The sequence below is a fragment of the Streptomyces durbertensis genome (assembly GCF_014156695.1).
GTDB lineage: Bacteria > Actinomycetota > Actinomycetes > Streptomycetales > Streptomycetaceae > Streptomyces > Streptomyces durbertensis.
The window spans coordinates 1-12554 of the sequence record NZ_WMLF01000130.1 but is presented as its reverse complement, the minus strand read 5'-3'; the positions used below and the strand labels follow the sequence as shown (position 1 = coordinate 12554).

At 69.7% G+C, this 12554-nt stretch carries 16 protein-coding genes and 1 pseudogene; 8 read left to right on the top strand and 9 right to left on the bottom strand.

Annotated features, from left to right (window positions below; genetic code table 11):
• Window positions 1–56 precede the first annotated feature (56 nt).
• The gene (locus GL263_RS11460; RefSeq protein WP_182855522.1) at window positions 57–350 is read right to left on the bottom strand and encodes a hypothetical protein; all 294 of its coding nucleotides are present in this window, start codon (window positions 348–350) and stop codon (window positions 57–59) included.
• On the bottom strand, window positions 350–709 hold the full coding sequence (locus tag GL263_RS11455; protein ID WP_182855521.1) for a hypothetical protein: 360 nt from the start codon (window positions 707–709) through the stop codon (window positions 350–352). The genes GL263_RS11460 and GL263_RS11455 overlap by 1 nt, the downstream gene beginning before the upstream one ends.
• Before the next feature lie 185 nt (window positions 710–894).
• Here GL263_RS11455 and GL263_RS11450 point away from each other — a divergent pair, with 185 nt between their 5' ends.
• The 4 genes from GL263_RS11450 to GL263_RS29055 all read left to right on the top strand — a co-directional run bounded on the left by GL263_RS11450 (window position 895) and on the right by GL263_RS29055 (window position 3577).
• Entirely contained in the window at window positions 895–1152 is a 258-nt protein-coding gene (locus GL263_RS11450; protein ID WP_182855520.1) for a winged helix-turn-helix domain-containing protein, read from the top strand.
• Between the two features lie 456 nt (window positions 1153–1608).
• Window positions 1609–2361 carry a DUF6879 family protein gene (locus tag GL263_RS11445; protein WP_182855519.1) on the top strand — a complete coding sequence of 251 codons (753 nt, stop codon included), beginning with the start codon at window positions 1609–1611 and terminating at the stop codon, window positions 2359–2361.
• A gap of 18 nt (window positions 2362–2379) precedes the next feature.
• The gene (locus GL263_RS11440; protein ID WP_182855518.1) at window positions 2380–3231 is read left to right on the top strand and encodes a helix-turn-helix domain-containing protein; all 852 of its coding nucleotides are present in this window, start codon (window positions 2380–2382) and stop codon (window positions 3229–3231) included.
• 55 nt (window positions 3232–3286) lie between these two features.
• Window positions 3287–3577, top strand: a complete 291-nt coding sequence (locus GL263_RS29055) for an NUDIX domain-containing protein (RefSeq protein WP_323379351.1) — start codon at window positions 3287–3289, stop codon at window positions 3575–3577.
• A 189-nt stretch (window positions 3578–3766) separates the two neighbouring features.
• On the opposite strand, the gene GL263_RS11430 is transcribed toward GL263_RS29055, so the two are convergent.
• The 3 genes from GL263_RS11430 to GL263_RS11420 all read right to left on the bottom strand — a co-directional run bounded on the left by GL263_RS11430 (window position 3767) and on the right by GL263_RS11420 (window position 5914).
• Complete coding sequence (locus GL263_RS11430; RefSeq protein WP_182855517.1) at window positions 3767–4399, bottom strand: pyridoxamine 5'-phosphate oxidase family protein; 633 nt, start codon at window positions 4397–4399, stop codon at window positions 3767–3769.
• Between the two features lie 82 nt (window positions 4400–4481).
• Entirely contained in the window at window positions 4482–5618 is a 1137-nt protein-coding gene (locus tag GL263_RS11425) for a Fic family protein (RefSeq protein ID WP_182855516.1), read from the bottom strand.
• A gap of 68 nt (window positions 5619–5686) precedes the next feature.
• Window positions 5687–5914: an AbrB/MazE/SpoVT family DNA-binding domain-containing protein gene (locus GL263_RS11420; RefSeq protein WP_182855515.1), complete on the bottom strand. Its 228-nt coding sequence runs from the start codon at window positions 5912–5914 to the stop codon at window positions 5687–5689.
• 175 nt (window positions 5915–6089) lie between these two features.
• Here GL263_RS11420 and GL263_RS11415 point away from each other — a divergent pair, with 175 nt between their 5' ends.
• Window positions 6090–6392: a DUF1540 domain-containing protein gene (locus tag GL263_RS11415; protein ID WP_228456426.1), complete on the top strand. Its 303-nt coding sequence runs from the start codon at window positions 6090–6092 to the stop codon at window positions 6390–6392.
• 51 nt (window positions 6393–6443) lie between these two features.
• Here the strand turns inward: GL263_RS11415 and thiC are convergent, their stop codons facing one another.
• Window positions 6444–8243, bottom strand: a complete 1800-nt coding sequence (thiC, locus tag GL263_RS11410) for a phosphomethylpyrimidine synthase ThiC (protein WP_182855514.1) — start codon at window positions 8241–8243, stop codon at window positions 6444–6446.
• A 205-nt stretch (window positions 8244–8448) separates the two neighbouring features.
• On the opposite strand from thiC, the gene GL263_RS11405 reads away from it, so the two are divergent.
• The gene (locus GL263_RS11405) at window positions 8449–9933 is read left to right on the top strand and encodes a YibE/F family protein (RefSeq protein WP_182855513.1); all 1485 of its coding nucleotides are present in this window, start codon (window positions 8449–8451) and stop codon (window positions 9931–9933) included.
• Window positions 9934–9993: 60 nt separating this feature from the next.
• Here the strand turns inward: GL263_RS11405 and GL263_RS11400 are convergent, their stop codons facing one another.
• The 3 genes from GL263_RS11400 to GL263_RS11390 all read right to left on the bottom strand — a co-directional run bounded on the left by GL263_RS11400 (window position 9994) and on the right by GL263_RS11390 (window position 11365).
• On the bottom strand, window positions 9994–10413 hold the full coding sequence (locus tag GL263_RS11400; protein WP_182855512.1) for an SsgA family sporulation/cell division regulator: 420 nt from the start codon (window positions 10411–10413) through the stop codon (window positions 9994–9996).
• A gap of 178 nt (window positions 10414–10591) precedes the next feature.
• Window positions 10592–10810 (bottom strand): DUF5326 family protein, encoded by a 219-nt coding sequence (locus tag GL263_RS11395; protein WP_182855511.1) that lies wholly within the window; start codon window positions 10808–10810, stop codon window positions 10592–10594.
• A 237-nt stretch (window positions 10811–11047) separates the two neighbouring features.
• Complete coding sequence (locus GL263_RS11390) at window positions 11048–11365, bottom strand: cupin domain-containing protein (RefSeq protein ID WP_182855523.1); 318 nt, start codon at window positions 11363–11365, stop codon at window positions 11048–11050.
• Window positions 11366–11416: 51 nt separating this feature from the next.
• Here GL263_RS11390 and GL263_RS11385 point away from each other — a divergent pair, with 51 nt between their 5' ends.
• On the top strand, window positions 11417–11791 hold the full coding sequence (locus GL263_RS11385) for a phage holin family protein (RefSeq protein WP_143651205.1): 375 nt from the start codon (window positions 11417–11419) through the stop codon (window positions 11789–11791).
• A gap of 108 nt (window positions 11792–11899) precedes the next feature.
• A pseudogene (locus tag GL263_RS11380) lies at window positions 11900–12436 on the top strand (low molecular weight protein-tyrosine-phosphatase); the annotation flags it as partial.
• Window positions 12437–12554: the final 118 nt, after the last annotated feature.

The window sequence follows — 12554 nt, the reverse complement described above, 5'->3', positions numbered from 1 at the left end:
GGGTGCGGCGCAGGCACCTGTCTCCCTACGCCGCACCCCGCGTACCGCTCCCGACCTCAGTCAGCCGGCGCCAGCCGCAACCCACGCGACTCGGCCACCCGCAACGCGTCGGCCAGGCACTCCGCGAGCCGAAGGCCCGCGTACCGCACCTCCGTGTACGGCGACTGCGGGTCGTCGAGCACCTCCCGGGCGAGCACGAGTACGTCCGCGCAGGCCGCCAACTGGACCGCCTCGGCCCGGTCGGCCAGCCGGGACACGTGCCCCTTCTCGCCGTCCGTCACGAGATAGGAGGGCTTGCCCTCCGGTGACGGCCAGGGCAGCAGGCGCGGCTGCCTGGTGGTGTCAGCCATCAGCAGCCCACCTCCGCGCCGACCAGGTGCCGGTCGAGGTCGATCCCGAAGTCGGCGGCCAGCACCAGCGCGAGCCGTCGCCGCCACTGCCGGGCCCGCTCCTGCTCATCCTCGTGCACCACGAGATACGGCCGCACGAGGCGCGTGACACCCCCGTCGAACGGCACGTCGTCACGCCCGTACGGCGAACGGTGACGCGGAAGCGGCACAGCGGCGGCCACGGCGCCGGCACGCCGGCCCGGCGACGTGCGGGCGCCGACCTCACGGTCGACGGTCCCGCCACCCACCCGGTGGCGCCCCCTCCCCGGGGCGAGCAGAAGCCACAGCCAACAAGCGGCGCGGCGGATAGGGTCGTACATGTCGGTCTGCTCCATTCAGATCGGCCACGCCCCGGGAGGTCTAGCCACCTCGCCGGGGTTCTGCTGTCATGTCGACGATACCGGCAACTGCGTCCCCCTGCACCCCTCTGCCATTCTCCGCGTTCCGATGCGGTGGGCCGCGTCCCGCCCCTGCGACACGCGTACGAGTGCGTCACTGTGAAGAGATGACCGAACTTCCGCGCTACGAGTACGTGAAGCTGGCGGACGCGATCGCGGCCGAGATCGCCTCCGGTGAGCTGCCCCAAGGAGCGGCGCTGCCAGGCGAGCGGGCCATGACCGAGCTGTACGGGGTCAGCATCGGCACCGTCCGGCGTGCCGTTCTTGAGCTGCGCAAGCGTGGGCTCGTCGCCACGCTGCCCGCGAAGGGCACATACGTCATCGGAGCCCCGGAAGTTCCAGAAGAGTCCAACGCAACTGAGTGACGGCAGCTACCTGGCGCGACGTGTACCTCTGCTCCGGCCGGGGTTCCGCTGATGGCAGGGGCACTCGCACCGCTGCGCGGTGAAGCTGCCACCGCCCGGGCCGGGGACCGAGACGGTCTCGGCGCCACCGCACCGTTCGTGCTCGTCGGCGTACTCGATGCGCTCTGTGGCCAAGCGGCAGTGCGCCGCCATCCGGGTCCGCCCGATCAGCGCTCGCCCGCTCTCAGGTTCTCGGTTGCCATGGACGGATCGGCCGTTCTGGAGTTGCTTGGATGCTGACACCATGCACCGGACGCTAGGGCGCCGCATCGAGACGAACGACGCGCTTTTCTCGGATTTTCTCAGTCCTTCCCTTGCTTTCCTCGATATTTCTCATGAGAGTGGTAAGAACTTATGGCACCAGGCGCACGGCCTGGTGATGCTGGAGCGATCAGTCCCCGATGGAAGGACCTGATCATGGCTCGACGGCTGCGCTTCAACGGCACGGGCAGCGGTGAGGGCAGTTGTCCCGCAGTACACGAGGATCTCGACTCAGGCGAGGTCATCGTGCACGGGCCCCGACTCACCGACCCCGCGGACATCGCCCAGCTTCAGCATCTCGACGAGGACGAGGTGCCCATCGTCGTACCGCGAAACACGCTGATCGATTTCGGGCCCCGAGACCGTGACGCGAAACCGCGCGTCCTCGACCCGGAACAGTTCGCAAGACTCTTCGAGAACTTCCAACACAGCGCGTGGCACATGGAGATGCGCCGCCGGTACGCGGTCGACGAAACCACCGAAACTTACGCTCAGTTCGTTCGCGGCGAAGCCCCGACGTGGGACCTGGACACACCCTGGAGTCGCACGATCCGTGCCAAGACGGACGACGGCGCGTACGTGGGCCGTGTCCGCATCGTCGACGACCCGCCCACCACGGGCCAGCTGTACCTTCTCGCCCACGCGTGGAAGAACGCCGCGCTGGGCGAGGACGTCCGCAACATGTGGCGCGCGGAAGCCAACCGCGTCAACCTGCCCGACGAGGACTTCTGGATCTTCGACTCCCACATCGTCGCGCTGTGCCTCTTCGACGACAACGACAACCTCACGGGCGCCGAACTGATCACGGAACCGGCGGCCGTCAACCAGTACAACCGGTTGCGTGACGTTGCGCGGCATCACGCTGTTCCGTACGACGCGTTCGCAGCTCGGCTGAGCGCGCAGGAGTAGTAGAGCAGGTGTGCACCGGTGAGCACGGACTATCAGCAGGCGCGTGAAGCACTCGGAGCGCGGCTCCGGGAGCTTCGGCTGACGGCTCCTGACGGCCGACTCACCGGCACAGCACTCGCGCGGAGGCTCGGCTGGGCCAACTCGAAGGTCTCGAAGCTCGAGCACGGCCAGCAGACGGCGACTGCCGACGACCTCCGCAGGTGGGCAGAGGCGTGCGGTCAGCCGGAGAGCTACCAGGAACTGCGGGCGCGGCTGGCGGGGTTCGAGTCTCACGTCCGCTCCTGGCGGCGGCAGCTCGCCGGCGGCCACCGACCGGTGCAGGACGCCCACAACGACGCACAGGCCAAGTCCACTGTGCTCCGCGCATGGGAGTCCTCGTGGATCGTCGGCGTACTCCAGACTCCCGACTACGCACGGGCCGTGCTCACCCGTTCCGCCGAACTGCACCAGTCACCGCGAGACATCGAAGCCGCCGTCCGGTCGCGCATGAAGCGCCAGGAACTCCTCTACGGCTCGGGCCGGCGCTACCACATCATCCTGTGGGAGCCCGTACTGCGGTCCCTGGTCTGCTCCCCCTCGGTGCTCGCGGCCCAACTCGACCGCCTCACCGGGATCATCGGCATGGACACCGTCGAGCTGGGCATCGTTCCGCTCGGCTCGTCGCTGAAGGTCCCGCCCGGTATCGGCTTCTGGATCTACGACGAGCGGCAGGTGGTCACCGAGGTCTGGCACGCCGAACTGTGGCTGGACGACACCGACAGCGTCGCCCTCTACCTCCGGACCTGGACCACATTCCACGAAGCCGCCGTGTACGACGCCGACGCCCACAGCCTGATCACCGCCGCGCGCCGCGCACTGCGCCAGCGGTGAGGCGTTCTGCCAGAACTCACGTTGCCGGTGCGGTGACAGGCCGTAGGCTCGGCTCGTGTCCGAGAACGAGCAGGAACAGCGGATGGCACGACCGCGCATGGCTTCCGGCGCGGTGTTCTTCGACGCGGAGGACCGCGTCCTCCTCGTGCGCCCCTCCGAGAAGCCGATGTGGGAGATCCCCGGCGGGTACATCGAGACGGGCGAGTCTCCCCTGGCAGCGTGCCGACGGGAAGTCCAGGAGGAGTTGGGCATCACGCCGACGATCGGGTCCCTGCTTGTTGTGGACTGGGCGCCGAGCCCCGCCGAAGGCAACACGGTCCTGTGCGTCTTCGACGGGGAGAGCTGAGCGCGGGCGAGACGGCGTCGATCAAGCTCGCATCCGAGGAGCTGCCGGCCGCCGAGTTCCATCCGGTCAACGCGGTTGAGGAGCCTGTGTTGCCGAGGCTTGCCCGTCGCGTGCGGCCGTTGCCGCCCGGGCGCTCGGCCAACCCCTGTACCTCGAACACGACGAGCGGCCAACGGTGCCGCAGGCGCGTCAGCCGTAGAGGCGCTTGGCGTACTGGGGGCCGTAGTAGGTTTCGAGTTCTTCCAGGGTCTCGGGGCGGCGTTCCAGCTGCTTGGCGATCTGGGGGCGCGGCGGGACGACGTCCGGACTCGGCCAGTTCTCCGGCTTCCAGAGCCCGGAGCGCAGGAACGCCTTCGCGCAGTGGTGGAAGACCTCGTCGATCTCGACCAGCAGGGCGAGCTTCGGGCGGTTTCCCTTCACCACCATCCGGTCGAAGAACGGGGCGTCCTCGAGGATGCGGGCCCTGCCGTTGATGCGGAGGGTGTCACCGCGGCCGGGGATCAGGTAGAGCAGTCCGACGTGCGGGTTGCCGAGGATGTTGTGGAAGCCGTCGGCCCGCCGGTTGCCCGGCCGCTCGGGTATGGCGATCGTCGTGTCGTCGAGGACGAGGGTGAAGCCGGGCGGATCGCCCTTCGGGGAGGTGTCGCACGTGCCGTCGGGGGCGGACGTCGACATCAGGCACAGCGGCGAGGCGGCCAGCCACTGCCTGTCGTACTCGTGTAGGGCGCTCCGCGCCTTGCCCGCCGTCGACGGCGTCGGCTCCCCGACCAGTTCGCCGAGCCGCTCGACCGACGTCACCTCGACCAGGTCCGTGAGGTCCACGGTCCACCCCCTCTGTTCGACACGTGATCTCCGACCGAGCGTAGAGGAGTCCGGAACCACAACTCGGCGTTGAACGTCGGGCTCAGCCCGCGTAGGGATCAACCAGCGGCAGCGGTGTACGCGCCGCGTCCAGAGCCGACTCCGGGAAGGCGGCACCGGCGACGTAGAAGCGGGCGCGGGTGCGACCGACCGGCGCCAGGATGTCGGCCGCGACCAGCTCACGCAGGTCGCGTTGGGCACGCTGGAGGCTGAGATCCTCCGCTCGCTCGTAGCGCGTGCGACGCACCCGTCCGGACATGGCCACGTCATGGAGTGCGGACACGACCCGCTCCTCGAGGCCCCGGTCCTCGGCGAACTTCCCGAGCAGAATCCAGACCTGGCTCGAACGGTCGAGGCGATTGCGTACCGTCTGCCCCTGCTGGTGGTAGGCGGTGAGGTTGAAGCGGATCCAGTCGGAGACGTCCTGGTCGGGGAGGTAGGTGGCACCCCGGCGCTGCAACTCGCGGTAGTACTCCCAGGTGTTGCCGGGGCGTCCCAGCCATGCCTCGATCGAGGAGAACTCGGGGGCCAGTTCTCCCTCTCTTGCGATCATGAGTGTCTGGAGAGATCGCGACATGCGGCCGTTGCCGTCAGCCCACGGGTGGATGCAGACGAGGTGCAGATGAGCCATGGCGGCCCTCACCAGGGGGTGGGCGCCGTCGTCCGCGTTGAGCCACTCGACCAACTCTTCCATCAGCCCCGGCACCTCGGCGGCGTCCGGCGCCGTGTAGGCGGCGATGGTCGGATCGCGGGCGTCGGTGACGTAGACGGGCCCACGCCGCCACTGCCCGGCCGGCTTACGTGAGGTGTGGCGGTGCCCCTGCAGCATCCAGTGGAGGGCGTTGAGAAGCCCCTTGCTGTAGCGAAAGTCAGCGGCATCGTGCAGCGTCTGGATGTACGTCATCATCTGCTGATAGGCAAGCGTCTCCTCCCGGTCCTCCTCGGAGACGTCCACGTCCCGCTCACCTTCGAGGAGATCTTCGACGTCGACCGTGGACACTCGGAAGCCCTCGATCGAGTTGGAGGCCGCGACCGCATCGGCCGTGAGGAACTTGCGCAGCCCTTCAGTCCACTTTGCCGGAACCGACCGGACCTGAAGGCGGAGAGAGCGCCGGAGATCGTCGATCTCACGGAGGACACGGCGATCCTCGACTGTGAGGGCAGGCGTCGGGAAGAGCATGAAGCCACGCTAGCTTGACGCAAACTTTACGTCAATGCGTCAGGCAAGCTATCGGGTCTGTGGGGCGGCTACTCGCCACGAAGTAGCTTCATGATCTCGTCCGTCGACATCCCGCCTGCAGCGCTCCCCCGCATCCGGTGGGCCGCCTGTGGGCCCCGGGGGGCGTTCTCCTCGCGGCGCAGTACCCGCGGGCCGCCGTCCTCCTCGATGACGTCCTCCTCGTCCCCGGGCCGCAGGCCGCACTTCTCCCGAAGGTGAGCCGGGATGGTGACCTGCCCCTTGCTGTTGAGACGCATCTCCACCGCCTACCACGTGGGCCCCCACCACGTGGTCTCAGCCGCCTCCGGCCACCAGCGACAGGTCGGCGCGCGTGCGCCATCCGGCTTCGGCCGAGATGCGGCGGGGCCCGGGCTGGCAGAAAGTGGAGGGCAGGAAGGGGCCGGTCATCAGCTTCAGAAAGTGGGTTCTGCCATGGCAGCCACGCCCGTCATGCAGCTTCCGGTCATCAGTGAGTGCGCGGCGGAGGGCTGCGCCTACAACCAGGACCACACCTGCCACGCCGTGGCGATCACGGTGGGCGATCTCAGCAACCCGACCTGCGACACGTTCATGAGCGCCGACATGGAGGGCGGGGAGCCGTCCGTCACCGGCCGGGTCGGCGCGTGCAAGATGGCCGACTGCCGGCACAACAGCTCGCTGGAGTGCCACGCGCCGTCCATCAGCGTCGGTTACGAGCAGGAGCAGGTCGACTGCCTCACCTACGCGCGGGCGTGAGAGGGCGTTGTCCCCCGACGGTGAGTCGGGGGACAACGCGATGCCGGAAGGTCAGTCCGCCAGCGGGAGGTACACCCGGTTGCCGGACTCGGCGAACTCCTTGGACTTCTCGGCCATGCCGGCCTCGATCTCGGCGGTGCCGAGGGCGGGGCCGCCGAGATCGCCGCCGTGTTCGCGGCGGATGTCCTGGGAGATCTTCATCGAGCAGAACTTCGGGCCGCACATCGAGCAGAAGTGGGCCGTCTTGGCGGGTTCCGCCGGCAGGGTCTCGTCGTGGTACTCACGGGCCGTGTCCGGGTCGAGGGCCAGGTTGAACTGGTCCTCCCAGCGGAACTCGAAGCGGGCGTCGGACAGCGCGTCGTCCCAGTCCTGCGCGCCGGGGTGGCCCTTGGCGACGTCGGCGGCGTGGGCGGCGATCTTGTAGGTGATGACGCCGGTCTTCACGTCGTCGCGGTTGGGCAGGCCCAGGTGCTCCTTGGGGGTGACGTAGCAGAGCATCGCGGTGCCCCACCAGCCGATCATCGCGGCGCCGATACCGGAGGTGATGTGGTCGTAGGCCGGCGCGATGTCGGTGGTGAGGGGACCGAGCGTGTAGAACGGGGCCTCCTCGCAGATCTCCTGCTGGAGGTCGATGTTCTCCTTGATCTTGTGCATCGGGACGTGGCCCGGGCCCTCGATCATGGTCTGCACGTCGTGGGCCTTGGCGATGCGGTTGAGTTCGCCGAGGGTCTGGAGTTCGGCGAACTGCGCCTCGTCGTTGGCGTCGGCGATGGAGCCGGGGCGCAGACCGTCACCGAGGGAGAAGGTGACGTCGTAGGCGCGCAGGATCTCGCAGAGTTCCTCGAAGTGGGTGTAGAGGAAGCTCTCCTTGTGGTGGGCGAGGCACCAGGCGGCCATGATCGAGCCGCCGCGCGAGACGATGCCGGTCTTGCGGCGGGCGGTGAGCGGGACGTACCGCAGCAGCACGCCGGCGTGGACGGTCATGTAGTCGACGCCCTGCTCGCACTGCTCGATGACGGTGTCCTTGTAGACGTCCCAGGTCAGCTCCTCGGCGCGGCCGTCGACCTTCTCCAGCGCCTGGTAGAGCGGGACGGTGCCGATCGGCACGGGGGAGTTGCGCAGCACCCACTCGCGGGTGGTGTGGATGTTGCGGCCGGTGGAGAGGTCCATGACGGTGTCGGCGCCCCAGCGGGTGGCCCACGTCATCTTCTCCACCTCCTCCTCGATGGAGGAGGTGACGGCCGAGTTGCCGATGTTGGCGTTGACCTTGACCAGGAAGTTCTTGCCGATGATCATCGGCTCGATCTCGGGGTGGTTGACGTTCGCCGGGAGCACGGCGCGCCCGGCGGCGATCTCGTCGCGGACGAACTCGGGGCTGCGGTTCTCCCGGATCGCGACGTACTCCATCTCCGGGGTGATCTCGCCCCGGCGGGCGTACGCCAGTTGGGTGACGGCCAGTCGGCGGCCGTCGGTGCCGGTGCGGCCGCGCCTCGGGAGGCGGGGGCGGCCGGGGAAGACGGCGTCCAGGTTGCGCAGCCCGCCGCGCGGCGAGGTGTGCCGGATGCCGTCGTCCTCCGGCTGCGGTTCGCGGCCGGGGTACTCCTCGGTGTCGCCGCGGCCGATGATCCAGTTGTCCCGCAGCGGGGCGAGCCCGCGGCGGACGTCGGTGTCGATCTGGGGGTCGGTGTACGGACCCGACGTGTCGTAGAGCGTCACGTCCTTGCCGTTGGTGAGGTGCACGCGGCGGACCGGCACCCGGATGTCCGGGCGCGAACCGCTCACGTAGCCCTTGTGCCAGCCGATCTCACGCGACTGGCCCTCTTCGGGCATGCGTGCATCCTGCATGGTCATGAGACCCACTCCCTACGCCGGCATTACCCGGTAACAGGTTCGGCGGTCGACGCAGCGATGTCCGTACGTGTCCGGACGTTTCCCGGTGTACGGAAGGTCAGCGCCCTCTCAGCCCCGTGCTCGGAGCTCCCGCGATGTGCAAAAGCACCCCCACGCTAGCGGTTCGCCCCTTCGTCGCGCCAGGGGCTCTTGCGATGATCGGTCCGTGGACCAGGGACACAGCGAGCACCAGGACGGCCGGCGGCGACCGGAGCGGCACGGCGGCGACGCGTCGGCGCGCGGAGGGGAGGAGGGGCGGGACCACGGCGTACACGAGCGCGGGCGCGGGCGCGGCGAGCACGGCGGGCACGGGCGCGGCGAGCACAGCGGGCACGACGACGGCGGGCACGGGTACGGCGGTCCACCGCCGGAGCACGGGGCGGTGGCGACCGGTCACGGGCACCTGCACAGCCACGCGCACGCCCACGGCCCGGCCGCGCCCGTCTCCCGCCATCTGCGGAAGGTGATCGCGGCGGTCCTCATCCCGTTCGCGACGGCGGTGCTCGCCGGGCTGGTGCTGCTGTGGCCGGGTGGCGCGCCGGAGGGCGAGGGCGGGCGCACGGGCGTCGGCTTCGACCGGCAGATGGAGCAGGGCCGGGTGACGCAGGTGGTCGAGGTGGACTGCCGGGACGTCAACGTCGAGCAGTCGGAGGCGGACGCGTCGGCGCGGGGCCGCTGCCAGCAGGCGGAGGTGGAGGTGACAACCGGTCCGCACGTGGGCCGGAAGTTCACCGAGATCGTGACGCCGGACGCGACGCGCCGGCTGTCGACGGGTCAGGAGGTTGTCGTCGCGTACGCGCCGCAGGCCCCGGAGGAGTTGCAGTACAGCGTCGTCGACGTCAACCGCACCTTCCCGATGGTGGTGTTGGCGGCACTGTTCGCGCTGGTGGTGGTGGCGATCGGACGGCTGCGCGGGCTGCTGGCGCTGGTCGGTCTGGTGGTGACGTTCGCGCTGCTTGTGCTGTTCATCCTGCCGGCGATCCTGCAGGGCTCGAACCCGCTGGTGGTGGCGGTGGTCGGCGGCAGCGCGATCATGCTGGTGACGATGTACCTGTGCCACGGGTTCTCGGCGCGGACGTCCGTGGCGGTCCTCGGCACGCTGATCTCGCTGCTGCTGATCGGGCTGCTGGGCTCGCTGTTCATCGGCTGGGCGAGCCTGTCCGGCAACACCGACGACCAGACGGCACTGGTGCACAGCCTGTATCCGGACATCGAGATCCGGGGCCTGCTGCTGGCGAGTGTGCTGATCGGTTCGCTGGGTGTGCTGGACGACGTGACGGTGACCCAGACGTCCGCCGTGTGGGAGCTGAAGGAGACGGACCCGGGGGCGAGTTGGCGGCGGGTGTACGCGTCGGCGATGCGCATCGGCCGGGACCACATCGCGTCGGTGGTGAACACGCTGGTGCTCGCGTACGCGGGCGCGGCGCTGCCGCTGCTGCTGCTGTTCTCGATCGCGGAGGCGAGCGTGGGCACGGTCGCGACGAGTGAGCTGGTGGCTGAGGAGATCGTGCGGACGCTGGTCGGCTCGATCGGCCTGGTGGCGTCGGTGCCGGTGACAACGGCGCTGGCGGCGCTGGTGGCGTCGGCCGGCCTGGGCAGGCCGGACCCGGCCCCCGGCGGCGGGCGCGGCCGACGCCGCCGCAAGCGGTGAGGCACGGCCGGGGGGTGACGCGCGCGGGCGGGGCCCGCGTGGACCCGGCGGCCGGGTGCGTCAGGCGCGGCCGCCGGTGAGGATGCGGTCGAGTTCGGCGTCGATGTCGTCCCCCGCGCTCTCGTGACCGAGCGGAACGATTCGGTCCGTGCGGTCGAGGAAGGCGACCAGCGGCGGCGCGCTGACCCGGAAGACGGCGCGCTCGGCCCCGGCGTGGAGCTGGATGTGCAGGTCGGCGAGGTACTCGTCGTCGACGGGCCCGATGTGCACGTCGCCCTCGCCGGCCTGCCCGGTGATGCCGTCCACGAGGAGTTCGCGGCCGAAGACCCAGGTGACGGGGGCGTCGCCCGGCAGGCAGAAGGTGAAGCGCACGGCGTAGGGGTCCTGTGCCTCGTAGACCAGTTCCACCGGGATTCGGAACGCGAGCTCCTCTGAGGCCAGGAAGCTCATCATGACGTGCGCCTGAACAGTCTCACCCATTGCGCTGCCCCCGATTTCTCGTGCTCGGCCGTGATGGGTAGCGGAGAACCTCTGTCGCTGAATCGTCCACCAAGATCGACAAACGCCACAATCCCGGGAGGTTCAAAGTCACCCGTTTGACAACGGGGTTGGGTCCGCTCGGGGCACGGCCGCGTCCGAACGAACGTCCCGGACGGAACTACCAGCCGCTTCCGGAGGACGACGAGGAGGACGTGAACTTCCGCACGACGAAGAACAGCACGGCGACGATCGCGGCCAGCAGCAGCAGCTTGAACAGCAGCGAGAAGACGACGGCGACCAGCCAGGTGACGGCCTTGAAGACGACAAGGGCGACGACGATGATCGCGACCCACTTCAGCCACGACGGCATTCCGGTGAAGGTGTCCTTGACGCTCATGTTGTTCCCCTGCCTCCCGTCGGCCGCCGTGGGGCGACCTCCCTGCGTACGTGTGGTCGATACGTCACCGATGCTAGGCGGCCCGCGGCCGGGTCGGGAGTGCTCCCGCCCCCGGTCCTCCCCTGAACGGACCCTGACGTATCCCTGAGTGGAACGCTCCGACCGGCGGCTGAGTGCCCGGTCCGGGTGACGCGCGCGGTGGCGCTGATCACGGTCGGAGCGGCGGACGGCGGGTGGTCAGGCCTCGGGCGGTGAGAACACCACCATGACGCGCAGGTCCTCGCTGATGTGGTGGAACCTGTGCGGCACGCCGGCCGGGACGTACACCACGCTGCCGCGCGCGACCGGTTCGGTCTCGTCCCCCACCGTGATCAGGGCGCGGCCGCTGACGACGAAGTAGACCTCGTCCTGGCCGTGCGGCTGCTGCGGGTCGAGGCTGCCGCGGTCGAGCGCGTACAGCCCGACCGACATGTTCCGTTCGCGCAGGAACTGGAGGTACGCGCCGTCGTTCGCGGCGCGTTCGGCCTCCAGGTCGGCCAACCGGAACGCCTTCATCCGCGCTGCCCCCTTGCCCGTCACCGGGTCGTCTCTGGAACGATCTGCTGTATGAGCTTTCTTATCAAGACCATCGCCAACGCCGTCGCCCTGGCCGTCGCCGTGTGGCTGCTCAGCGACATCACCCTCACCGGGGACACCACCGGTGACAAGACGATCACCCTGATCCTCGTCGCGCTGCTCTTCGGCCTCGTCAACCTGGTGGTGAAGCCGATCGCCAAACTGCTCTCGCTGCCCGTACTGGTGCTCACACTCGGTCTGTTCGCGCTGGTCATCAACGCGCTGATGCTGCTGCTGACCTCGTGGCTGGCCGACAAGCTGGACATCGGCTTCCACGTCGAGGGCTTCGGCACGGCACTGCTCGGCGGCCTGATCGTGGCGATCGTCTCCTGGGCGATGGAGCTGGTGCTGCCCGACGGCAAGTGACCGCCCCGGCAAGGGACCGCCACGGCGGGTGACGGCTGGGCCCGGCGGGCGGACCGCGCCCGGTACCCGTCATCCCCGTACCGCGCGGATGTCACCCATGATGGGTACATGCGCTCCGACAATCCGCCGCCCGCGCCGACGCGCGGGCTCCACGTGTGCTTCGTCTGCACCGGCAACATCTGCCGGTCGCCCATGGCCGAGTCCGTCCTGCGCGCCCGCGTCGCCGAGGCCGGGCTGGCGGACGCCGTTGTCGTCTCCAGCGCCGGCACCGGCGGCTGGCACGCGGGCGAGCCGGCGGACCACCGCGCGGTCTCCGTGCTGGAGGAGGCCGGCTACGGGAGCGAGCACGCCGCGCGCCGCTTCGAGGCGTCCTGGTTCGACACCACGGACCTGGTGATCGCGCTGGACAGCGGGCACGAGCGGGCACTGCGCCGCCTCGCGGCACGTCCGCGCGACGCGGCGAAGGTGAGCCTGCTGCGCTCCTACGACCCGACGGCGCACCCCGGGCCCGACGGCACGGGCCTGGACGTCGCGGACCCGTACTACGGCGACCGCTCGGACTTCGAGACGGTGCTGGCGCAGGTGGAGGCCGCCGCGCCCGGGCTGCTGGAGGCCGTCCGCCGGGAGCTGCGCCGCCGCGCCGCGGACGACGCCGCCGCGCCAGCACCCGCACGCTGCTCGCGGGCAGCAACGGCATCGGCACGGTCCGCAAGACGGTGCTGCCCGGCGGCCTGCGCGTCGTCACCGAGACGCTGCCCTCCGT